The sequence below is a fragment of the Streptomyces sp. NPDC005533 genome, assembly GCF_042871845.1.
Classification (GTDB): domain Bacteria; phylum Actinomycetota; class Actinomycetes; order Streptomycetales; family Streptomycetaceae; genus Streptomyces.
The window spans coordinates 1-21,619 of sequence record NZ_JBIAJH010000010.1; the positions used below are offsets into that span (position 1 = coordinate 1).

Here is a 21,619-nt window from a genome sequence, read left to right on the forward strand (position 1 = left end):
CCCCCCCCCCCCCCCCCCCCCCCCCCCCCCCCCCCCCCCCCCCCCCCCCCCCCCCCCCCCCCCCCCCCCCCCCCCCCCCCCCCCCCCCCCCCCCCCGCCGACCCCGCCCAAGCGGCGCAGCCAAAGGGCGCCCGGCCCCCACCCCGCCGACCCCGCCCAAGCGGCGCAGCCAAAGGGCGCCCGGCCCCCACCCCGCCGCCCCCGCCCAAGCGGCGCAGCCAACCGGCGCCCGCCCCCACCCCGACCGACCCCCACCCCGCCGACCCCGCCCAAGCGGCGCAGCCGACCGGCAGCCGACCGGCCCCTACCAACGGACGATTCGGGTCATCCCGAGGTCGGATCTTCCCGCCGCTCGGCGGGTGAAGCGTTCGAACCCCGCTTAACGTCGAAGGCATGACGCAGCGGGCGAAGATCGATCAGGACGGGCCGGAGCGACCCGGCGCCGCCATCGACGCGGGCGCGGAGCTCGATCCGGTGCACCCCGTGCGGCCACCCGCGCCCCGGTTCCGGCCCGGCGGGCTGACCACCGCCGAGGTCGCCGAGCGCGTCGCGCGCGGCGACGTCAACGACGTGCCCGTCCGCAGCAGCCGCTCCACCACCGAGATCGTCCGCGCCAACGTCCTCACCCGCTTCAACGCGATCATCGGCGTCCTCTGGGTGATCATGCTCTTCGTCGCGCCGATCCAGGACGGCCTCTTCGGCTTCGTGATCATCGCGAACACCGGCATCGGCATCATCCAGGAACTGCGCGCCAAGAAGACCCTCGACAGCCTCGCCGTCATCGGCGAGGCCAAACCGAGCGTGCGCCGCGACGGCCGGACCGCGGAGATCTCCACCTCCGAGATCGTCCTCGGCGACGTCATCGAGCTCGGCCCCGGCGACAAGGTCGTCGTCGACGGGGCCGTCGGCGAGGCCGAGGGGCTGGAGGTCGACGAGTCCCTCCTCACCGGCGAGGCCGACCCGGTCCTCAAGAAGCCCGGCGACCCGGTCATGTCCGGGTCGTTCGTCGTCGCCGGCGGCGGCGCGTTCACCGCCACCAAGGTCGGCCGCGAGGCCTACGCCGCCCAGCTCGCCGAAGAGGCCTCCCGCTTCACGCTCGTCCACTCCGAGCTGCGCTCCGGCATCTCCACGATCCTCAAGTACGTCACCTGGATGATGATCCCGACCTCCATCGGCCTGATCATCAGCCAGCTGATCGTCAAGGAGAACAACGTCAAGGACTCCATCGCCCGGACCGTCGGCGGCATCGTCCCGATGATCCCCGAGGGACTCGTCCTCCTCACCTCCGTGGCCTTCGCCATCGGCGTGATCCGGCTCGGCCGCAAGCAGTGCCTGGTGCAGGAACTGCCCGCCATCGAAGGGCTCGCCCGGGTCGACGTGGTCTGCCTCGACAAGACCGGCACCCTCACCGAGGGCGGCATGGACGTCACCGAGCTGCGCCCCCTCGGCGGCGCGGAGACGGCGTACGTCAAGAAGGTGCTCGGCGCGCTCGGCGAGTCCGATCCGCGACCCAACGCCAGCCTCCAGGCGATCATCGACGCCTACCCCGACAGCGCGGAGTGGCGCTGCACCGAGTCGCTGCCGTTCTCCTCCGCCCGCAAGTACAGCGGCGCCAGCTTCAGCGAGGGCGACGGCGAGAACAACACCTGGCTGCTCGGCGCCCCCGACGTACTGCTCCCCGCCGGCGACCCGGCCCTCGACGAGATCAACGAGCTCAACGAGCAGGGCCTACGGGTCCTGCTGCTGGCCCGCTCCGGCCGCGAGCTCGACGACGAGGACGTCGCCACCGGGGTCCGGCCGACCGCCCTGGTCGTCCTGGAGCAGCGGCTGCGGCCCGACGCGGCCGACACCCTGCGCTACTTCGACGACCAGAACGTCCACGCGAAGGTCATCTCCGGCGACAACGCGGTCTCCGTCGGTGCGGTCGCCGGCAAGCTGGGGCTGCCGGGCGCGGAGAACACCGTGGACGCCCGCAAGCTCCCGACCGAACAGGCCGACATGGCGCGGGTCCTCGACGAGAACACCGTGTTCGGACGCGTGACCCCGCAGCAGAAGCGGGACATGGTCGGGGCCCTCCAGTCCAAGGGTCACGCGGTCGCCATGACGGGCGACGGCGTCAACGACGTGCTCGCCCTCAAGGACGCGGACATCGGCGTCGCGATGGGCTCGGGCTCGGAGGCCACCCGCGCCGTCGCACAGATCGTCCTCCTGAACAACAGCTTCGCGACCCTCCCCTCGGTGGTCGCCGAAGGCCGCCGCGTGATCGGCAACATCACCCGCGTCGCGACCCTCTTCCTGACCAAGACGGTGTACTCGGTCCTCCTCGCGATCCTGGTGGTCTGCTCGCAGGTCGAGTACCCCTTCCTGCCGCGCCACCTGACGCTGCTGTCCACGCTCACCATCGGCATCCCGGCCTTCTTCCTGGCCCTCGCCCCGAACAAGGAGCGCGCGAAGCCGCACTTCGTGAAACGGGTGATGCGGTACGCGATCCCCGGCGGCGTCATCGCGGCGACAGCCACCTTCATCAGCTACCTGATCGCCCGCCACCACTACACCGGCCCGGGCGCCCTGGAGGCCGAGAGCAGCGCGGCGACGCTCACGCTGTTCCTGACCTCGATGTGGGTCCTGGTGATCATCGCCCGCCCGTACACGTGGTGGCGGGTGGCCCTGGTCGGCGCGATGGGCGCGGCCTTCCTGATCGTCCTCGCGGTGCCGTGGCTCCAGGACTTCTTCCAGCTCAAGCTGGAGGGCACGACGATCCCCTGGATCGCGGTGGCCGTCGCCGCGGCCGCCGCAACGCTGATCGAGTTCACCTTCCACTGGGTGAACCGCAAATTTCCGGCCTAGTTGACTCGTTGTTCGTTTGTCAGTGTGAACCGGTGCACCTTCTGAAAGATTGCGACTGACTACCGTCGTATTCCCAGGGGGGAACCAGCACATGGCACCTCGCGCATTACCGGCAGCGGCCCTGGCCCTGGCCCTGGCGCTCGGCCTCGCGGCCGCCGCGCCGGCGGCCGCCGCGCCGGACCCGGCGACACCGAAGCTTTCGACACCCCGCACCAGCCCCACGCCCGGCTTCGCCGGTGACAACAGGTATTCCGACTGCGACACCGACCCGAATTCCGGGGCGGGAGCCGGCTGGGTCGGCCTGTCCGACGTCACGGCCACCGTCAGTGCCGTCTCGCCGTCGGGCGCCCGACTCCAGACCACGTTCCAGCTCTGGGACACCTCGTACGGGGGCAGCCGGACCGACCACCCGACCTCCTGGTCCACGGTCCCCGAAGCCGGCACCACCTTCGCCCGCGACCTCCTGAAGGACGGAGGGCAGTACGCCTGGCGCGCCCGCACCACCGACGGGAATCTGACCAGCCCGTACACGGCTTGGTGCCATTTCCGCGTGGACCACGCGCCGCCGACCGCCGAGGTCACCACGGACGCCTCCCCCAAGAAGGTCGGAGAGGAGGCGACCTTCACTCTGAAGGGCACCGACACCGGCTCGGAGATCGCCTGCGCCCGATGGCAGCCGACCGGGACGTTCAGCAGCGGCTGGCGTTGCTCGGACGAGGCGACCGACTCGCATGTCGTCCGGCTCACCGACGGTGCGCTCGACATCAAGGTCAAGCCCACCACTTGGGGCAGCCAGTCCGTCTACCTCCAGACGATGGACAACGCGGGCAACGTCTCCCAGCCGGCCAAGGTGGACTACTACGCACAGCCGGACACCGCCCCTGCCGCCTTCGGTGACATCGACGCCGACGGCAGGCCGGACGTGCTCGTCCCGGATGCCGCGGGCCATCTCCGCAAGTGGGGCTCGAACCCGCAGGACACCCCGAGCGCGCACCGGCAGGGTGCCCCCGGAGGCGGCGCGAACTGGGCGGCAGCCCAGTACACCCACCGCGGCACCCTGGGCTACCAGCAGGTGGACGACCTGCTGGCCCACGCCCCGGGCGGCCCGTCCCTCAGCCTGTTCCGGAACGACGGCGGCGGCCTGTTCACCCAGCGGGCGTCGATCTCCGTCGCCAAGCCGACCGTCTGCCGGAGCGCGGCGCGCCTCGTCATCGACTGCAAACTGCACGGATTCGGCTCCGACTGGTCGAAGGTCACGCAGATCGCGGCGTACGGATCCCCCCAGGGCGACAGCGCCGTCCAGGGCGTCCTGCCGCGCACCTCGGTGCTGTTCGTCGAGAACGGCCGCCTGTGGCTGGCGGAGCGAGGGTCCACGAACGACCTGAGCGACGAGGCGATCCTCATCTCGGGCAACGACGGCCGCTGGGCCGGCCAGGAGCTGCTCACTCCGGGGCGGGCCACGGGGACGGACTTCCCCACCCTGTGGGCACGCTCCCGGCAGGACGGCAAGATCCGCGCGTTCTCCGTCACCGGCACTCCGGACGCCCCCGTGTACTCCGCCTTCGCCGACCCGGCCGCCGCGCCCGTCCTGGCGACGCTGGCCCCGGCCGCGCACCCGCGCGTCGGTTCCGACGGCGATCTCACGGGTGACGGCCTGCCGGACCTCTGGTCCGCGGACGCCACCGGCAAGGTCACCGTCTTCCCGGGCAGGGGTGCGGCCGCCCCGTACCCGACGGTGACGGGCTTCGGCCCGGCGGTCTGACAGGCGGGCACCACACCGGCGCAGCCCTCCGGCGCCCCGCAGCGGGGCGCCGGAGGCGTTTCGGGACGGGCTAGGCGAGGCCCTCCGTCTGGAGGCCCGTCAGGACTGCTTGGCCCAAGGCTTGGACGGCGGACTGGGGGCGGACCATCACCGTGAACTCCTTGACGCGGCCCGTCTCGTCGAACTGGAGCAGGTCGATGCCGTGGATCTGCTTGCCGTCCACGGTGGCGCGGAAGGCCAGGATCGCCGAGGGGGCCTGCGTGCCGTCGGCGCTCGTCTCGGCCGTGCCCTCGAAGTCGCCGACGTAGCGGAAGTCCTCGAAGATCCGCAACAGGACCCCGAAGAGGCCCAGCACCATGGGGCGGCCTTCGAAGGGCGTGAACTTCACCGGGCTGTAGAGCCGGACGTCCTCGGTGAACAGGTCCTCCACCGCGCTGAGATCGCGCTTCTCCACGGCTGCGCGGAAGCGTTCGGCGCCCTGCCGGTCCAGTTCCCTCATGGCCCCTCCTCTTACTCATGAAATTGAGTAGTCACATTCATGAGTATGATGCGGGGGAGGGCGAGGAAACGGAAGGGGGCTGCCGCGATGGCCTTGAGACACGCCGTACTGGCGGCGCTGCTGGACGGCGAGTACAGCGGGTACGAGCTGGCGAAGTCGTTCGACATCGGCGTCGCCAACTTCTGGCACGCCTCGCCCCAGCAGCTGTACGCCGAGCTGACCAAGCTGGAGCGGGACGGGCTGGTCGAGGGCCGCCAGGTGGTCCAGGAGAGCCGGCCCAACAAGCGGATGTTCCAGGTCACCGACGCCGGCCGCGCCGCGCTGGAGGCCTTCGCCGCGGCCGCGTCGAAGCCGCAGGTCATCCGGGACGACCTCCTCGTCAAGGTGCAGAACGCCGACCGGATCGGCACCGCGCCGGTGATCGAGCAGCTCGAAGAGCGGGCGGCAGCGGCCGAAGCCAAGATCGAGCTCCTCGGCAGGGTGCTGCGCAAGATGCGCGGCGACCTGGACGAGGAGGAGTACCTGCTCCGCGGCGAGCGGATCGGCGGGTACCTGACCGGCCTGCGCGGCATCGCCTTCGAGCAGGGCCACCGCGACTGGTGCCGCCGCAGCGCGGCCGTCCTGAGGGAGAGGCTGGACCGTGCCGAACGGTGAGTACCTGCGCTACGTGGCCCTGGGCGACAGCCAGACCGAAGGCCTCGGCGACGGCGATGACACGGTGGGTCTGCGCGGCTTCGCCGACCGGCTCGCCGCACACCTGACGGACGTCAACCCAGGCCTGCGGTACGCCAATCTGGCCGTACGGGGACGCCTCGCCGGCCAGGTCCGCGCCGAACAGCTCGGCCCCGCCCTGGCGCTGCGCCCCGACCTGGCCACCGTCGTCGCCGGGGTCAACGACATGCTGCGGCCCCGGTTCGACGCCGCGGAGGTCGCCGCGCAGCTGGAGGAGATGTTCGCCGCGCTCACGGCCGCCGGCGCCCACGTGGCGACCGTGACCTTCCCCGACCTGGGCCGGATCGTGCCCCTGGCCCGGCCCGTCTCGCCCCGGATAGCCGACCTCAACGACCGCATCCGCGCCGCGGCCGCCCGCCACGGGGTCACCGTCGCCGAGACCGCCCGGCCGGTCGCCGTGAACGACCCGCGGATGTGGACCACGGACCGCCTCCACGCCAGCCCCGTCGGCCACGAACGGATCGCCGCCGCCCTCGCGCACGCCCTGCGCCTGCCCGGCAGCGACGACAGCTGGACCCTGCCCCTGCCGCCGCTGCCGCACCCCGCCGGCCGGTCCGCCGCCGCGGCCGCCGCGGCCGAACTGCGGTGGGCCACCGGGTTCCTCGGCCCCTGGCTGGGCCGCCGGCTGCGCGGCCGCTCCTCCGGCGACGGCCGCACCGCGAAGCGTCCCCGCCTGCTGCCGCTGGACGCGGCGCCCACCGACGCCGCGACCTAGTCGAACCAGCGGTCCCGCGCCAGTTCCGCCGTGCGCGACGGGTCCTCCAGCAGCGCCGCGACCTCGAAGCGGCGCGGCCACTGGCCCGCCGCCCAGGCGAGACCGGCCGCCACGCCCTCCAGCGTGGACGCGTGGAGGGTGCCGTCGAGGGTGCGACGCCAGTCGAGTTCCGTGCCGCCCGCGACCAGCTCCTCGTGCTCCACGTACGTCTCCGGGACCGCCGGGCCCAGCAGCACGCGCACCGACTCCGGGACCTCGTGCACCTCACCCGGCGTGGTCACCTCCGCCGGGACCGTCTCCGACAGGCGGCGCACCTGGAGCAGCTCCGCGAGGTCCGCCGCGCGGGACGGCGGCACCGGCAGCAGCGGGAGCCCCGCCGTCAGCGGCAGCAGGTCCGGGGCGTCGGCGATCACGGCGTCGACCGCGTCCACCACACGGACCTCGCCGTCCACCACCGCGCGCAGCACGTCCGGCAGGGTGACCTGCTCGGGGTCCAGATCGGCCAGCGCCCCGTACAGGCCGTGCAGCTGCCGGCCCGTCACCTCGCGCTCCGGGTCGGCGAGCCGGGCCAGCAGCTCGGCCGCGCCGCCGGGCTCGTCCAGCAGGGCCGCCACCGTCGTCCGTACGCCCAGCGCCCGCAGGACCTGCTCGTCCTCGAAGCCCGTGGCGTCCGCCGGGGTGTAGAGGCCGGCCAGCAGCGGGTCGCCGCCCGCCGCGCGCAGGCCGGCCGGGCGGCGGCCGTCGAGCACCGGGTGATCGCGCAGCCACCACGCGGTGTACGGGCGCACGGACTGCGTGGTGCCGTCCGGCAGCAGCACCCGCACGGGCTGGGTCAGGGCGTCGCGCAGCGGCGGCTGCGCGAGCATCGCCAGGGCCTGCGGCCAGCAGTCGTCGTCGACCAGGTCGAGGTCCCGTACGGCGACCAGCTCGGTCGCCACCGGCGGCACCGGGGTGTCCGGCAGCTGGTCCAGCAGGTCCTCGCACCACACGTCCACCGCGTCCAGCAGTCCCGCGTCGTCGGGCTCGGCGAAGTCCCCTTCGCGGGGTTCCAGTTCGTCCGGGTCGAGCACCACGTCGGTGGCGCGCACCAGCTGGAACGTCGCCAGCACCCCGCAGGCGGTCAGCGGGCCCTCGCCCCACCGCTGCGCCAGCTCGGCGTCCACGTACGGGACCTCGTCCTCGCGGATGACGGAGGCGAGCGCCGAGCCCGGCATCAGCAGTTCGCCCGCCGGGACCAGTTCGCCGTCCTCGTCGGGCAGGGCCAGCGCGCCCAGCCAGGGCTCGTCGCCCGGCGCCAGATCGGCGTCCCGGGCCAGCCCCAGGACCACCTCGGCCAGCTCGTCGGCGTCCAGGGTGTCGGCGTCCTCGTCCCAGACCTCCCCGGCGTCGAGGGAGCCGGCGACGGCGGCCCGCACCTGCGGGGTCGTCAGCACGGCCCGCGCCGTGGCCGGCAGGGCTCCGAGCTTCTCCAGCAACGGGTGCGCCGCGTCCGGGTGGGCCACCTTCAGCCCCAGTCGGGCCAGGTCCGCCGGGGTGTCCGCGTACGGCAGCAGGACGTGGCGCGGCCCGATCGTCGTGCGGCCGTCGGCGAGCGGCACGGGCAGCCCGGACAGCCGGTCGGGGTCCACCCCGGCGAGGCTGTCGTAGAGCCGGTGCCACCACTCGGGGGTCCGCTCGATGCCCGCGATCCGCTCGATCGCGTCGCCCAGCGGGAGCCGGCCCACGCCCAGGGTGCGCAGCTCGGCGCGGCGCTCCAGGCCCGCCGGCAGCAGCGTCGGCAGGACCTCGGCGAGGACGCGTACGGTGTCGGCGCCCGCGCCCTCCACCACCTCGGCCTCGAAGGGGCGCAGGGCCGCGCGCTCCTCGGCGTGCTCGGGCGGCGCGGCCGGCGCGAGGAAGGCCGTACGGGGGAGCCGCTGGAGCACGGCGGCGCGCAGGGCGCCGTCCAGTGCGCCCTTGCCGAGCGGGCCGGGGACAAGGTCGACGAGGCCGGTGCCCACCGGGTCCCAGGCGCCGAGGAGTTCGGCGTACGCGTCGGCCGCGCGCTCCACGAGGAAGTCGGTCAGCGGTCCGGGCGCGGGGTGCCGGCGGGTGGTGTCCAGCGGCAGGGTCGCGATGAGCAGGGCGGGGATGCCCAGCGGCTCGTCGGTGGGGGTGGGCGCGTGCACCACGGGCGCCGTGGCCGGGGGCAGCGGGGCGCCCTCGGAGTCGACGGGCACGGCCCAGGACACCGCCCAGGCGGGGCGCAGCCGTTCCTCGACGGGCCGGTCGGCGAGCAGGGCGCGCTCGATGGGGCCGCCGTGCCGGACGGTGCGCCAGCGGCTGGTGCGGGTGCCGGACGCGGTGGTGTCCTCGATGACGGTGTACGGGCCCTCGTCGCGCCGGTGCAGCGCGCGGGAGCCGCCGGAGGGGGTCTCCACCACGACTTCGCGCAGCCCGGGCAGGGTGAGCAGCAGGGCGTCGTCGATGCCCGCGAGGAGCCGCTCCACCAGGTCCTCGGCGGCGGCGTCGCGCAGCGGGAGGACGACGACGGTGTCGTAGCCGTCGGGGGCGGTGCCCTCGGCGGGCAGCGGGAGCCGCAGCAGTGGGACGTGGCCGTCGCGGCGGCGCAGTTCGTCGCCGAGGCCGGGGCTGCCGACGGAGGCGTCCCGGGCCAGTTCGCGGGCCTCGGCCAGGGACCAGCGGACGCCGCCGTGCCGGCCGAGGACGGCGGGTTCGTCGCTGACGGCGAGGACGGCCGCGAAGCCGACGCCGAAGCGGCCGACGCTGTCACCGGAGGGCTCCCGCTTGGCGGAGGCGCGCAGGGTGCTCAGCGACTCCACGCCCGTCGCGTCGAGCGGGGCGCCGGTGTTGGCGACGGCGAGCAGGGCGTGGCCGTTCTCGCCCTCGTGCAGGGTGAGCCGCAGCCGGCCGGGCACCTTGGCCCGGGCCGCGGCGTCGGCGGCGTTCTGCGCCAGCTCGATGACGAGCCGGTCCCGGTAGCCGCCGAGCGCGAGGTCCTCCTCGGCGTTGGCGTCCTCGCGGAACCGGGCCGGGCCCGCGCCCCAGGCGTCGAGCACCCCGCGCCGCAGCCGGGCCGTGCCGAAGGGGTCCACGCCGCTCTGTGCCGCCGTCACTCGCACGCTCACGCCGCTGCCTCCACGCTGTGCTGCCGTCAAGAGTTGCCCACCGGAGTCGCCCTCCGGACCCCTGAAGGTATCGCGTACGCACCTGCCCCTCGCCCGTGAGGTGCGCGAACACGACGACGTCGGCGTTCCCGTCCCGCCGTCGCTCCGGACGCCGGGCCACGGGAGGGAGTGGCCCGGCATCGCGGGGGCGGCCGGCAGCTCGTGGACCGTCCGCACCGGGTCAAACGGCGGGGCGGCCCACCGACGATCAGCTGACGAGCGCGAACCGGTGGTGACCTGGGGCGACAGTAGGCGTCGCCCCCTTGGTCGGACCAACTTCCCCCACCCGCGCGCGATCTTCGAATGGCTCGATCTCGTCGGTGCATCGAACGGCCCGCCCGTCGGCCGGGCTCTTCCGTACCCTGCACGTAGAAGCCTGCTCCACAGACAACCGGAAGGCGGACTTTCCGTCTGCTCGTGCTCGGACGCTGGCCGAAACCCTGCGGGGCGACCGGCACGCCGAAGCCCCCGGCGACTTCACGTCACCGGGGGCCTCGGGAGCGGGCGGTACGGACCGTCAGAGCTTCTCGATGACGTAGTCGATGCAGGCCGTCAGCTTCTGCACGTCCGCCGGGTCGATCGCGGGGAACATCGCGATGCGCAGCTGGTTGCGGCCCAGCTTGCGGTACGGCTCGGTGTCCACGATCCCGTTGGCGCGCAGCACCTTGGCGACGGCCGCCGCGTCGATGTCGTCCGAGAAGTCGATCGTGCCGATGACGGACGAGCGCTTGTCGGCGTCCGCGACGAACGGGGTCGCGTACTTCGACGCCTCCGCCCAGCCGTACAGGTTGCGGGCGCTGGCCGCCGTACGGCCGGTGGTGAACTCCAGGCCGCCCTGGCTGTTCATCCACTCCAGCTGCTGGTCCAGCAGGAAGAGGGTGGCCAGCGCCGGGGTGTTGTACGTCTGGTTCTTCAGCGAGTTGTCGATCGCCGTCGGCAGCGAGAAGAACTCCGGGACGTGCCGGCCCGAGGCGTGCACGCGGGCGGCGCGCTCCAGGGCGGCCGGGGAGAACGCGGCCAGCCACAGGCCGCCGTCCGAGGCGAAGGACTTCTGCGGGGCGAAGTAGTAGACGTCCGTCTCGGTGATGTCCACCGGCAGACCGCCGGCGCCCGAGGTCGCGTCCACCAGGACGAGTGAACCGGCGTCGGCGCCCGCGACGCGCTTGATCGGCGCGGCGACACCCGTCGAGGTCTCGTTGTGCGTGTACGCGTACACGTCCACGCCCGCCTCGGCCACCGGCTCCGGGTGCGTGCCCGGCTCCGAGGAGATCACGGAGGGCTCGTCCAGCCACGGCGCGAGCTTCGCGGCCTTGGCGAACTTGGAGGAGAACTCACCGAAGGTCAGGTGCTGGGACTTCCGCTCGATCAGACCGGCGGTCGCGATGTCCCAGAAGGCGGTGGAGCCGCCGTTGCCCAGGATCACCTCGTAGCCCTCGGGGAGGGAGAAGAGGTCCCGGATGCCCTGGCGCACCGAGCCGACCAGGTTCTTGACCGGGGCCTGGCGGTGGGAGGTTCCGAGCAGGGAGGTACCGGTGGCGGCGAGGGCGTCCAGCGCCTCGGTCCGCACCTTGGAGGGGCCCGCGCCGAAGCGTCCGTCGGCGGGCTTGATGTCAGCGGGAATCTGGATCTCGGCCACGAGCGGAGCGTATCCGGTCCCGGACCGCGGGTCGGAGGCGCGTCCACCCGATGAGACGCGGCCGGACGGTGCGAGGCTGGAGCCGTGACGTCACCCGGGGAACTCGAACGGACACTGCGGGCGGAGCTGCGCGGCGAGGTGGACTTCGGGGCCGCCGCCCGGGCACTGACGACCATGGACGCCTCCAACTACCGGCGGGTCCCCGTCGGCGTGGTGGCCCCGCGCGACGCCGAGGACGTGGCGGCCGCCCTGCGCGTGTGCGCCGAGGCCGGGGTCCCGGTCGTCCCGCGCGGCGGCGGCACCTCCATCGCCGGTCAGGCCACCGGCACCGGAGTGGTCCTCGACCTCACCCGGCACATGAACGCGCTGGTGTCGGTGGACCCGGCCGCGCGCACCGCCGTGGTCCAGCCCGGCCTCGTCCTCGACCGGCTGCGGGAAGCGGTGCGCCCGTACGGACTGACCTTCGGCCCGGACCCGTCCACGCACTCCCGCTGCACGCTCGGCGGGATGATCGGCAACAACGCGTGCGGAGCGCACTCGGTCGCCTGGGGCACCACCGCGGACAACGTCGCCGAGCTGGCGGTGACGGCGTACGGGGGCGCCGCGCACCGGATCGGCACCGGCTGGTCCGGTGCGCCGGAGGGGCTGCGCGAACTGGTCGAGGGGAACCTGGCCCTCCTGCGCACCGGGATGGGCGGCGGCTTCTCCCGGCGGATCTCCGGCTACGGCGCACTGGACGCGCTGCTGCCCGAGCGCGGGGTGCGGCTCGCGCGGGCCTTCTGCGGGAGCGAGGGCACGCTCGGGGTGGTGACGGAGGCCGTCGTGCGCCTGGTGGAGGCGCCGCGCGCGCCGGTCCTGGCCGTCCTCGGGTACGCCGACGAGAGCGCGGCGGCGGACGCGGCCGCCGGCCTGCTCCCGCACCGCCCGCTGACGGTGGAGGGAATGGCCGAGGACCTGGTCCGGGGGGCCGCGGGACTGCCGCGGGGCCGGGCCTGGCTGTTCGTGGAGATGCCGGACGAGGGCGCGGCGCGGGAGCTCGTACGGGCCGCCGACGCGCTCGACGCGGTGGTGGTCACCGACCCGGCGGGGCAGCGGGCCCTGTGGCGGATCCGGGAGGACGCGGCGGGCACGGCGACGCGGCTGCCGGGAGGGGAGATGGCCTGGCCGGGATGGGAGGACTGCGCGGTGCCGCCGGCCCGGCTGGGCGTGTACCTGCGGGAGTTCCGCGCGCTGCTGGCGGCGCACGGGCTGCGGGGATCCCCGTACGGGCACTTCGGCGAGGGGTGTGTGCACGTACGGATCGACTTCGACCTCGTCTCGGCGGAGGGCGTGGCCCGCTTCCGGGCCTTCTCCGGCGAGCTGGCCGACCTGGTCGTCGCGCACGGCGGCTCGCTGTCGGGGGAGCACGGCGACGGCCAGGCGCGCGCCGAACTGCTGCCGCGCATGTACGGGCCGGAGGTGGTCCGGCTGTTCGGCGCGTACAAGGACGTGTGGGACCCGGTCGGCGGCATGAACCCGGGGATGCTGGTCCGGCCCGCGCGGCTCGACGAGAACCTCCGCTTCGCGGTGCTGCCGGCCACGCCGTTCGCCGGTGAGGTCGCGCGGTGCGTCGGGGTCGCGAAGTGCCGCACCACGGACGTCGGCGGGCCGGGGGTGATGTGCCCCTCGTACCGCGCCACGGGCGAGGAACGGCACTCCACGCGCGGCCGGGCCCGGCTGCTGCACGAGATGCTGGCGGGGGAGATCGTGCGGGACGGCTGGCGCTCGGCGGAGGTCGCCGAGGCGCTGGACCTGTGCCTGGGCTGCAAGGGCTGCCTCAGCGACTGCCCGGTGGGCGTGGACATGGCCACCTACAAGTCGCAGTTCCTGCACCACCACTGGGCGGGCCGCGTCCGCCCGCTCGCCCACTACGCCCTGGGCGGCCTGCCGACCTGGCTGCGCCTGATCACCGCGCTGCGGATGACCCGCGCCGCGAACGCCGCCGCCCGCCTCCTCCCCCTCCCGGGCCTGACCCGACAGCGGGCGCTGCCGGCCCTGGCGGCCGAGCCGTTCACCCGGGGGTGGCGGCCTCTCGCGGCCCCGCCGGCGTCCGGGGCGCGGGTCCGGGCCGAGCCCGCCGTCACCCTCTGGCCCGACACCTTCACGGAGTACCTCGCCCCGGAGGCCGGCCGCGCGGCGGTACGGGTCCTGGAGGCGGCCGGGCTCACCGTGTCCGGCCCCCGCGGCGGAACGGTCTGCTGCGCCCTGACCTACGTCTCCACCGGCCGCCTCGACCGCGCCCGCACGGTCCTCCGCCGCACCCTGACCGCCCTCGGCGAGGTCCGGGCACCCGTGGTGGTGCTGGAACCCAGCTGCGCCGCGGCCCTCCGCACGGACCTCCCCGCCCTCCTCCCCGACGACCCCCGCGCGGCCCGCCTGGCGGCAGCCGTCCGCACCTTCGCCGAGACCCTGGAGGAGTACGCCCCCGACTGGCGGCCGCCCCGCCTCGACCGCACGGTGGCCGGGCAGACCCACTGCCACCAGCACGCGGTCCTCGGCGACGCGGCGGACCGGAGGCTGCGCGAGCGCGCCGGCCTCGTGGGCGAGCTCAGCGGCGGCTGCTGCGGTCTGGCCGGGAACTTCGGTTTCGAGCCGGGCCACCACGAGGTGTCGGTGGCCTGCGCGGAGGAACAGCTGCTCCCGGCGCTGCGCGCGGCCGCTCCGGACGCCCTGGTCCAGGCGGACGGCTTCTCGTGCCGCACCCAGATCGCCCAGCTGGGCGGGGTCCGGGCCCGTCACCTGGCGGAACTCCTGGCGGAGGGCCTGGAGGACGGCGCCGCGGCGGACGGGTAGGCGCGCCACCCGCAGGGCAGCACCTGCCAGGCGCCACCTGCGAGCCACCCCTGCACGGCATTCCTGCACGGCATTCCTGTAAGGCAAGACACGGCTCGACACTCCTTACGGAGCGCGTAATCTGGAGAAATGCCCGCACCCTCCGCATCCCCCTCCCCGTCGCCCTCACCGGCCGCCGCGACGGCCCCCGCCCCCGTCCCCGTCGCGGCCCCGGTGCCCGCCGACGGCCATGGCCGCAGCCGCGGTCTCGGGCCGGTGGCGCTGGTGATCTCGGCGGGGATCTCGGTGCAGTTCGGCGCCGCCCTCGCGGTCATGATCATGCCGAGGGCGGGTGCGGCGGGCGTGGTCACCCTGCGCCTGGCGGCCGCCGCGGTCGTGCTGCTGCTCCTGTGCCGGCCCAAGGTGCGCGGCTACTCCCGCTCCGACTGGGGCACGGTGCTCGCCTTCGGCATCGCCATGGCCGGCATGAACGGGCTCTTCTACCAGGCCATCGACCGGATCCCGCTCGGCCCGGCCGTCACCCTGGAGGTGCTCGGGCCGCTCGCCCTGTCCGTCCTCGTCTCCCGGCGCCTGGTGAACGTCCTGTGGGCCGGCCTCGCCCTCGGCGGCGTGGTCCTGCTCTCCGGACACGGCGGGGGCGGCCTCGGCTTCGGCTCGCTCGACCCGCTGGGCGCGGCCTACGCGCTCGGGGCGGGCGCGATGTGGGCGGCGTACATCGTGTTCAGCGCGCGTACGGGCCGCCGCTTCCCGCAGGCGGACGGGCTGGCCCTGGCGATGGCGGTGGCCGCGGTCCTCTCGCTGCCGCTGGGCATCGCCGGCGCGGGCACGGACCTGCTGGTCCCGAGCACCCTCGCGCTGGGCCTGGGCGTGGCCCTGCTGTCCTCCGTCCTGCCCTACACGCTGGAAATGCTCGCCCTGCGGCGGATGCCGGCTCCGACCTTCGCGATCCTGATGAGCCTGGAGCCGGCCATCGCCGCCACCGCGGGCTTCCTCGTGCTGAACCAGGCCATGTCCGCGCTGGACGCCCTGGCCATCGCCCTCGTGATCGCGGCCAGCATGGGCGCGGTCCGCTCCCAGATGCGCAAGCAGCCCGCCTGAGGGACGCCGGCACGGACCGGACCAGGCCGGGACGCCGGGGCCCGCCGTCCCGCCGCCAGCCCCGATTTCACCGGGCTGCAACCGGAGGTGCACTCCCTGCGTCGTTGCTGACGCGTACGCCCGTCCCGCCGGCCGCGGGGGACCGGCCGGACGGGTGTACGTCCCTCAGCCGAGCGGCAGGTCCAGGTAGGAGGGCGTCGCCTCGGGCGAGGTGAACGCCAGCGTGGCGCGCGGCAGGTTGGCGTCGCCGTAGAACGGGTCGCGGGCGTCGATCACCAGCATCAGGCGGTGGCCGCGCGGCACGTCGTACGCCGTCGCCTGAAGGTCGATGTCCGCGCTGACCAGGCTGTCCGGCGGCGAGTCGGCGTCGGTGTAGGGGGCGTGCGTGACGATGTGGGCCGTGCCGTCGGCTGCCGCGTCGAGGAGGTACGCGACGAAGGTGGAGCCGGGGTTCGCCGCCCGGTAGGTCACGCGCAGCCGGGGAGTGCCGCGCAGCCGGACGGTCTCCGCGGCCGGTTCCGCTTCCCAGACGGCCGCGAGGGTGCGGTCGATGTCGTCGGTCGGATAGATCTTCGGGCGTCCGGCGATCTCGTCGTATCCGGACTCGACGACCTTGTCGGCGACGGTCGCCGGGGTGTCCACCCCGCACACGACGGTCGCGGTCCAGCCCGCCTGCGGTGCGTCGGCCAGTTCCCCGTCGTCGGCCAGGTGCAGGCGTTGCACGCTCTCGGTGAGGGAGGGCCAGCTGGGGCGGGCTTCGAGGGTCCCGCTCCACATGACCTCGCCGAGCACCTGGCCCTCGGCGCCGATGCCGTTGTCGATCCCCTTGAGGTGGTGGTCGAACCAGCGGTGGGCGTCCGTCCAGATCCGGTTCGGCAGGCCGAGCATGCCGGTCATCTCGGGCCCGGAGTGGTCGCCGACGGAGACGGCGAGGCGCTTGGGGCCGGTCAGCTCGTTGAACATCTTCAGGGTCTGGTTGGGCGGGAAGAGCGTCTCGTGCCAGGCGTGCGAGAAGAAGACCGGCACCTGGCGGCGATTGAGCTCCTTGATGTGGCTGAAGGGCGAGCGGGTCTCCGCCCAGCGCAGGGTGCCGGGGATGTCGCGGTTGCCGAGGACGTTGTCGAAGACGCTGTGCGTCTGCGGGCTCAGCCGCGCCTTCGCGGCCGCCTTGAGCAGGGCCCGTACGGCGGCGACGTGGCGGGTGGAGTTCTCGTAGAACGCCTCCCCGAGGTCGCCCCAGCTGCTGAGCGCGACCACGGCGTCGACGCGGGTGTCGTGCGCGGCGACCAGCTGGCTGATGCCCGACCCGTACGAGTCCCCGAGGAAGCCGATCTTCGTCACGGGTCCGGAGCTGCGCTCGATGAGGTGGTCCAGGGCCCGGCTGCCGTCGGCGACGTCGAGCGGGCCGGCCACGTCGACCTGGCCCTCGGAGCCGGCGAAGCCGCGGGCGGAGTAGGCGAGGACGTCGTAGCCGCGGGCCGCGAACAGGCTGGCCTGGACGGCGTACGGGAGCCAGCCCAGGCTGGTCCAGGGGGAGGGCATGACGATCACCGGGCGCGGCCGGGCCCCGGTGTGCCGCCAGAGCGCGGCGTCGAGGAGGTCCCCGTCGGCACCGGTCACCTTGCCGCGGGTGAACACGGCGAGGGAGCGGACCTCGGCGACCTCCGCGGCGCGGGCGGGGGCGAGGCCGGTGACGTCGCCGCTCTCCAGGGCGGCGACGAAGGCGCTGAGGGTGGTGGCGTCGAGTTCGGGATAGAGGGAGAAGGGGGGTTGGGCGGCTGGAGTCACGTCAGTCCATCCTCTTCGTCGTGGATCCCAAGCGGATCGAACGTGGAGCGAATGCGGAGCGAACGTGGTGCGCCCGCCCGGGCCCGGAGCGGAACGTTCAGTATCGACGGGACATCCGGTGACGTATCGCGGGTTTCGGGCTTACGGCCTGAATCGCCCCCTCCGTGCCCGGCGGCCGCCGCGCCGCGGGACCTGCGGTCGGCCGGGCGACGCGACAACTCTCCTTTCGCCGTGCCGGTTTGGGGCGGGTGGCGGGAAGGCGCCGCCTGCCGAAAAAATCATGCAAGCGTGCTTGATTGTTTTCTTGGGTGCTGCCAGTCTTCCCTCACGCCGAGAGGGGAGCGCACCGTGCCCGATCCGTCCGCCGTCGACGCAGCCGTCGCCGTCTTCGCAGATCTGCGCGAGGAGGGCCGCGAACTCGAAGCCCTGGTAGGGGAGTTGCCGGATCCCGACTGGGCCCTGCCGACCCCCGCGCCCGGCTGGAGCATCGCCCACCAGATCGCCCACCTGCACTGGACCGACCGCGCCTCACTGCTGTCCCTCACCGACGCCGCCGGCTTCGGCGTCATGGTCGAGGAGGCACTGAAGGCCCCCGACTCCTTCGTCGACGAGGGCGCCGAAGAAGGCGCGGCGCTGCCGCCCGCCGAACTGCTCGCCCGCTGGCGGACCACGCGGGCCGCCCTCGACGAGGCGCTCGCCGCCGCCTCGCCCGACACCCGGTTCCCCTGGTACGGGCCGCCGATGAAGGCCGCCTCCATGGCGAGCGCCCGGCTGATGGAGACCTGGGCGCACGGCCAGGACGTCGCCGACGCGCTCGGCGTGCGCCGCGCCCCGACCGCGCGGCTGCGGCACGTGGCGCGGATCGGCGTACGGGCTCGCGACTACGCCTACGCCGTACGCGGACTGCCCGCGCCCGCCGAGGAGTTCCGGGTCGAGCTGACGGCTCCCGACGGCGCCGGCCCGTGGACGTACGGGCCGCCGGACGCCCCGCAGCGGATCACCGGCCCCGCGCTCGACTTCTGCCTCCTGGTGACCCAGCGGGCCCACCGCGCCGACCTGGGTCTCACCGCGGTCGGCGCCGACGCGGACCGCTGGCTGGACATCGCCCAGGCCTTCGCGGGCCCGGCGGGGGCGGGGCGGGAGCCGGGGGGCGCCCGATGACGCCCCGGCCGCCCGCCGACCGCCCGCTGCGGATCGGCAACGCCTCCGGCTTCTACGGCGACCGCTTCGACGCCCTGCGCGAGATGCTGACCGGCGGCCCGCTCGATGTGCTGACCGGGGACTACCTCGCCGAGCTGACCATGCTGATCCTCGGCCGCGACCGCCTGAAGAACCCGGACCTCGGCTACGCCAAGACCTTCCTGCGCCAGCTGGAAGAGGGCCTCGGGCTCGCGCACGAGCGGGGCGTGCGCATCGTCGCGAACGCGGGCGGCCTCAACCCGGCCGGACTCGCCGACGCCGTCCGGGCCCTGGCGGCCAAGACGGGCGTCCCCGTCACCGTGGCCCACGTCGAGGGGGACGACCTGACCCCGCACGAGGACGGGGCGCTGACCGCCAACGCCTACCTCGGAGGCGCCGGCATCACCGCCTGCCTGCGGGCCGGCGCGGACGTGGTCGTGACCGGCCGGGTCACGGACGCGGCCCTCGTCAGCGGCCCGGCGGCCTGGTGGTTCGACTGGGCCCCGGACGACCACGACCGGCTGGCGGGGGCGGTGGTCGCGGGCCACGTCCTGGAGTGCGGAACCCAGGCCACCGGCGGCAACTACGCCTTCTTCACCGCGCACGACGTCCGCCGCCCCGGCTTCCCGCTCGCGGAGATCTCCGCCGACGGCTCGGCGGTCATCACCAAGCACCCCGGCACGGGCGGGACCGTCTCCGTCGGCACCGTCACCGCCCAACTCCTCTACGAGACGCAGGGCGTGCGCTACCTCGGCCCCGACGTGACCGCCCGCCTGGACACGGTCCGCCTCACCCAGGACGGCCCCGACCGCGTCCGCGTCAGCGGCGTACTCGGCGAACCCCCGCCGTCCACCCTCAAGGTCGGCGTCACCCGCATCGGCGGCTGGCGCAACGAGGTCGTCTTCGTCCTGACCGGCCTGGACATCGAAGCGAAGGCGGCCCTGGTCCGCACCCAGCTCTCCGCAGCGCTGGAGGGCGTGGCCACCGCCGACTGGACCCTCGCCCGCACGGACCACGAGGACGCCCCCACGCAGGAGACGGCCGGCGCCCTGCTGCGGCTGGTGGTCCGCGACCCGTCCCCGGAGCGGGTGGGCCGCGCCCTGACCTCGGCGGCCATCGAACTGGCGCTGGGCAGCTACCCGGGCTTCCACGTCACCACGCCCCCGGGCCCGGCCCACCCGTACGGCACCTTCACCTCGACCCTGACCCCGACCGCCGAAGTCCCCCACGTGGCGGTCCTCCCGAACGGCACCCGCCTGCCGATCCCCGCTGCGCGGAGCCTCGCCCCCACCCCGCCCCTTCCCGAAACCGGGGCTCTGCCCCAGACCCCGTCGGGGCTCCGCCCCGATCTTGAAGCCGCGCCGGCGTTTGAGGCGCGGGGGCGCGGGGGCGGAGCCCCCGAAGGGCCCACCACTCGCGCCCCCCTGGGGGCACTGGCCGGGGCCCGCAGCGGCGACAAGGGCGGCGACGCCAACATCGGCGTCTGGGTCGAGACCGACGAGGCCTGGGCCTGGCTGGACCGCACCCTCACCGTCGAGCTGCTCCGGGAACTGCTCCCCGAGGCCCGGCCCCTGCCCGTGACCCGCCACCGGCTCCCGAACCTCCGCGCACTGAACTTCACCCTCACCGGAATCCTCGGCGCCGGCGTCGCCTCCGGCCACCGCTTCGACCCCCAGGCCAAGGCCCTCGGCGAATGGCTCCGCGCCCGTCACCTGGACATCCCGACCCACCTGCTGCCCGAGACCGCCCCGGAGGGGACCGGCCCATGACCCGCCTCCGCACCACCGTCGACCCGCACGCCCCCGAGCACGCGCAGGCCCGTACCGCCGCCCTGGAACGTCTCGCCGCCCTCGACGCCGAGCACGCGAAGGCCCTCCAGGGCGGCGGCGAGAAGTACACGGCCCGCCACAAGCAGCGCGGCAAGCTCCTGGCCCGCGAGCGCGTCGAGCTGCTCCTCGACCCGGACACCCCGTTCCTGGAGCTGTCCCCGCTGGCCGCCTGGGGCAGCGACTACCCCGTCGGCGCCTCCATGGTCACCGGCATCGGCACGGTCGAGGGCGTCGAGTGCCTGGTCACCGCCAACGACCCGACCGTCCGGGGCGGGGCCAGCAACCCCTGGACGCTGAAGAAGGCCCTCCGGGCCAACGAGATCGCCCGGCAGAACCACCTGCCCTGCATCAGCCTCGTCGAGTCCGGCGGCGCCGATCTCCCCTCCCAGAAGGAGATCTTCATCCCGGGCGGCGCGATCTTCCGCGACCTCACCCGGCTCTCGGCCGCCGGCGTTCCCACCGTCGCCGTCGTCTTCGGCAACTCCACCGCCGGAGGCGCGTACGTCCCCGGCATGTCCGACCACACCATCATGATCAAGGACCGTTCGAAGGTGTTCCTCGGCGGTCCGCCGCTGGTCAAGATGGCCACCGGCGAGGAGAGCGACGACGAGTCCCTCGGCGGGGCGGACATGCACGCCCGCACCTCCGGCCTCGCCGACTACTACGCCCTCGACGAGTACGACGCGATCCGCCAGGCCCGTCGTGTCGTCGCCCGGCTGAACCACCGCAAGCCGCACCCCGATCCGCTGCCGGCCGAGGAGCCGAAGTACGACCCGGAAGAGCTCCTCGGCATCGTCCCCGCGGACCTCAAGACGCCCTTCGACCCGCGCGAGGTCATCGCCCGCATCGTCGACGGCTCCGACTTCGACGAGTTCAAGCCGCTCTACGGCACCAGCCTCGTCACCGGCTGGGCCACCCTGCACGGTTATCCCGTCGGCATCCTCGCCAACGCGCAGGGCGTGCTGTTCAGCGCCGAGTCGCAGAAGGCGGCCCAGTTCATCCAGCTCGCCAACCAGCGCGACATCCCGCTGCTCTTCCTCCACAACACCACCGGCTACATGGTCGGCAAGGAGTACGAGCAGGGCGGCATCATCAAGCACGGTTCGATGATGATCAACGCGGTCTCCAACTCCCGCGTCCCCCACCTCTCCGTGCTCATCGGCGCCAGCTACGGAGCCGGCCACTACGGCATGTGCGGCCGCGCCTACGAGCCCCGCTTCCTCTTCGCCTGGCCGAGCGCCAAGTCCGCCGTCATGGGGCCCCAGCAGCTCGCCGGAGTGCTCTCCATCGTGTCCCGGCAGTCCGCCGCCGCGAAGGGACTGCCCTACGACGAGGAGGCCGACGCCGGGATGCGCGCCTTCGTCGAGGCGCAGATCGAGTCCGAGTCCCTGCCGATGTTCCTGTCCGGGCGGCTGTACGACGACGGGGTCATCGACCCGCGCGACACCCGCACCGTCCTCGGCCTCTGCCTGTCGGCCGTCCACAACGCCCCCGTCGAGGGCGCCCGTGGCGGCTTCGGCGTCTTCCGGATGTGA

General features: G+C 74.1%; 13 protein-coding genes. 9 read left to right on the forward strand and 4 right to left on the reverse strand.

Features of this window, described 5'->3' with window-relative positions:
- The first annotated feature begins 393 nt into the window (after positions 1–393).
- Entirely contained in the window at positions 394–2,847 is a 2,454-nt protein-coding gene (locus ACFYP3_RS12360; RefSeq protein ID WP_388830792.1) for an HAD-IC family P-type ATPase, read from the forward strand.
- A 91-nt stretch (positions 2,848–2,938) separates the two neighbouring features.
- Positions 2,939–4,609 (forward strand): FG-GAP repeat domain-containing protein, encoded by a 1,671-nt coding sequence (locus ACFYP3_RS12365; RefSeq protein ID WP_388830794.1) that lies wholly within the window; start codon positions 2,939–2,941, stop codon positions 4,607–4,609.
- Positions 4,610–4,679: 70 nt separating this feature from the next.
- Here the strand turns inward: ACFYP3_RS12365 and ACFYP3_RS12370 are convergent, their stop codons facing one another.
- Entirely contained in the window at positions 4,680–5,108 is a 429-nt protein-coding gene (locus ACFYP3_RS12370) for a nuclear transport factor 2 family protein (protein WP_388830796.1), read from the reverse strand.
- Positions 5,109–5,195: 87 nt separating this feature from the next.
- Here ACFYP3_RS12370 and ACFYP3_RS12375 point away from each other — a divergent pair, with 87 nt between their 5' ends.
- On the forward strand, positions 5,196–5,762 hold the full coding sequence (locus tag ACFYP3_RS12375) for a PadR family transcriptional regulator (protein ID WP_388830798.1): 567 nt from the start codon (positions 5,196–5,198) through the stop codon (positions 5,760–5,762).
- Positions 5,749–6,555, forward strand: coding sequence for an SGNH/GDSL hydrolase family protein (locus ACFYP3_RS12380; protein WP_388830800.1), 807 nt, complete (start codon positions 5,749–5,751; stop codon positions 6,553–6,555). The genes ACFYP3_RS12375 and ACFYP3_RS12380 overlap by 14 nt, the downstream gene beginning before the upstream one ends.
- On the opposite strand, the gene ACFYP3_RS12385 is transcribed toward ACFYP3_RS12380, so the two are convergent.
- Positions 6,552–9,683, reverse strand: coding sequence for a sacsin N-terminal ATP-binding-like domain-containing protein (locus tag ACFYP3_RS12385; RefSeq protein WP_388830802.1), 3,132 nt, complete (start codon positions 9,681–9,683; stop codon positions 6,552–6,554). The genes ACFYP3_RS12380 and ACFYP3_RS12385 overlap by 4 nt on opposite strands.
- 556 nt (positions 9,684–10,239) lie before the next feature.
- On the reverse strand, positions 10,240–11,358 hold the full coding sequence (serC, locus tag ACFYP3_RS12390) for a phosphoserine transaminase (RefSeq protein WP_388830804.1): 1,119 nt from the start codon (positions 11,356–11,358) through the stop codon (positions 10,240–10,242).
- Positions 11,359–11,442: 84 nt separating this feature from the next.
- Between serC and ACFYP3_RS12395 the strand changes: the two genes are divergently transcribed.
- Positions 11,443–14,190, forward strand: a complete 2,748-nt coding sequence (locus ACFYP3_RS12395) for an FAD-binding and (Fe-S)-binding domain-containing protein (RefSeq protein ID WP_388830806.1) — start codon at positions 11,443–11,445, stop codon at positions 14,188–14,190.
- Between the two features lie 129 nt (positions 14,191–14,319).
- Positions 14,320–15,288: a DMT family transporter gene (locus ACFYP3_RS12400; protein WP_388830808.1), complete on the forward strand. Its 969-nt coding sequence runs from the start codon at positions 14,320–14,322 to the stop codon at positions 15,286–15,288.
- A 165-nt stretch (positions 15,289–15,453) separates the two neighbouring features.
- On the opposite strand, the gene ACFYP3_RS12405 is transcribed toward ACFYP3_RS12400, so the two are convergent.
- On the reverse strand, positions 15,454–17,076 hold the full coding sequence (locus tag ACFYP3_RS12405) for a CocE/NonD family hydrolase (protein ID WP_388830810.1): 1,623 nt from the start codon (positions 17,074–17,076) through the stop codon (positions 15,454–15,456).
- Positions 17,077–17,424: 348 nt separating this feature from the next.
- Between ACFYP3_RS12405 and ACFYP3_RS12410 the strand changes: the two genes are divergently transcribed.
- The 3 genes from ACFYP3_RS12410 to ACFYP3_RS12420 are packed head-to-tail and all read left to right on the forward strand — an operon-like array spanning position 17,425 to position 21,619.
- Positions 17,425–18,237 (forward strand): TIGR03084 family metal-binding protein, encoded by an 813-nt coding sequence (locus ACFYP3_RS12410; protein WP_388830812.1) that lies wholly within the window; start codon positions 17,425–17,427, stop codon positions 18,235–18,237.
- Positions 18,234–20,024, forward strand: a complete 1,791-nt coding sequence (locus ACFYP3_RS12415; RefSeq protein ID WP_388830814.1) for an acyclic terpene utilization AtuA family protein — start codon at positions 18,234–18,236, stop codon at positions 20,022–20,024. The genes ACFYP3_RS12410 and ACFYP3_RS12415 overlap by 4 nt, the downstream gene beginning before the upstream one ends.
- Entirely contained in the window at positions 20,021–21,619 is a 1,599-nt protein-coding gene (locus tag ACFYP3_RS12420) for an acyl-CoA carboxylase subunit beta (RefSeq protein WP_388830816.1), read from the forward strand. The genes ACFYP3_RS12415 and ACFYP3_RS12420 overlap by 4 nt, the downstream gene beginning before the upstream one ends.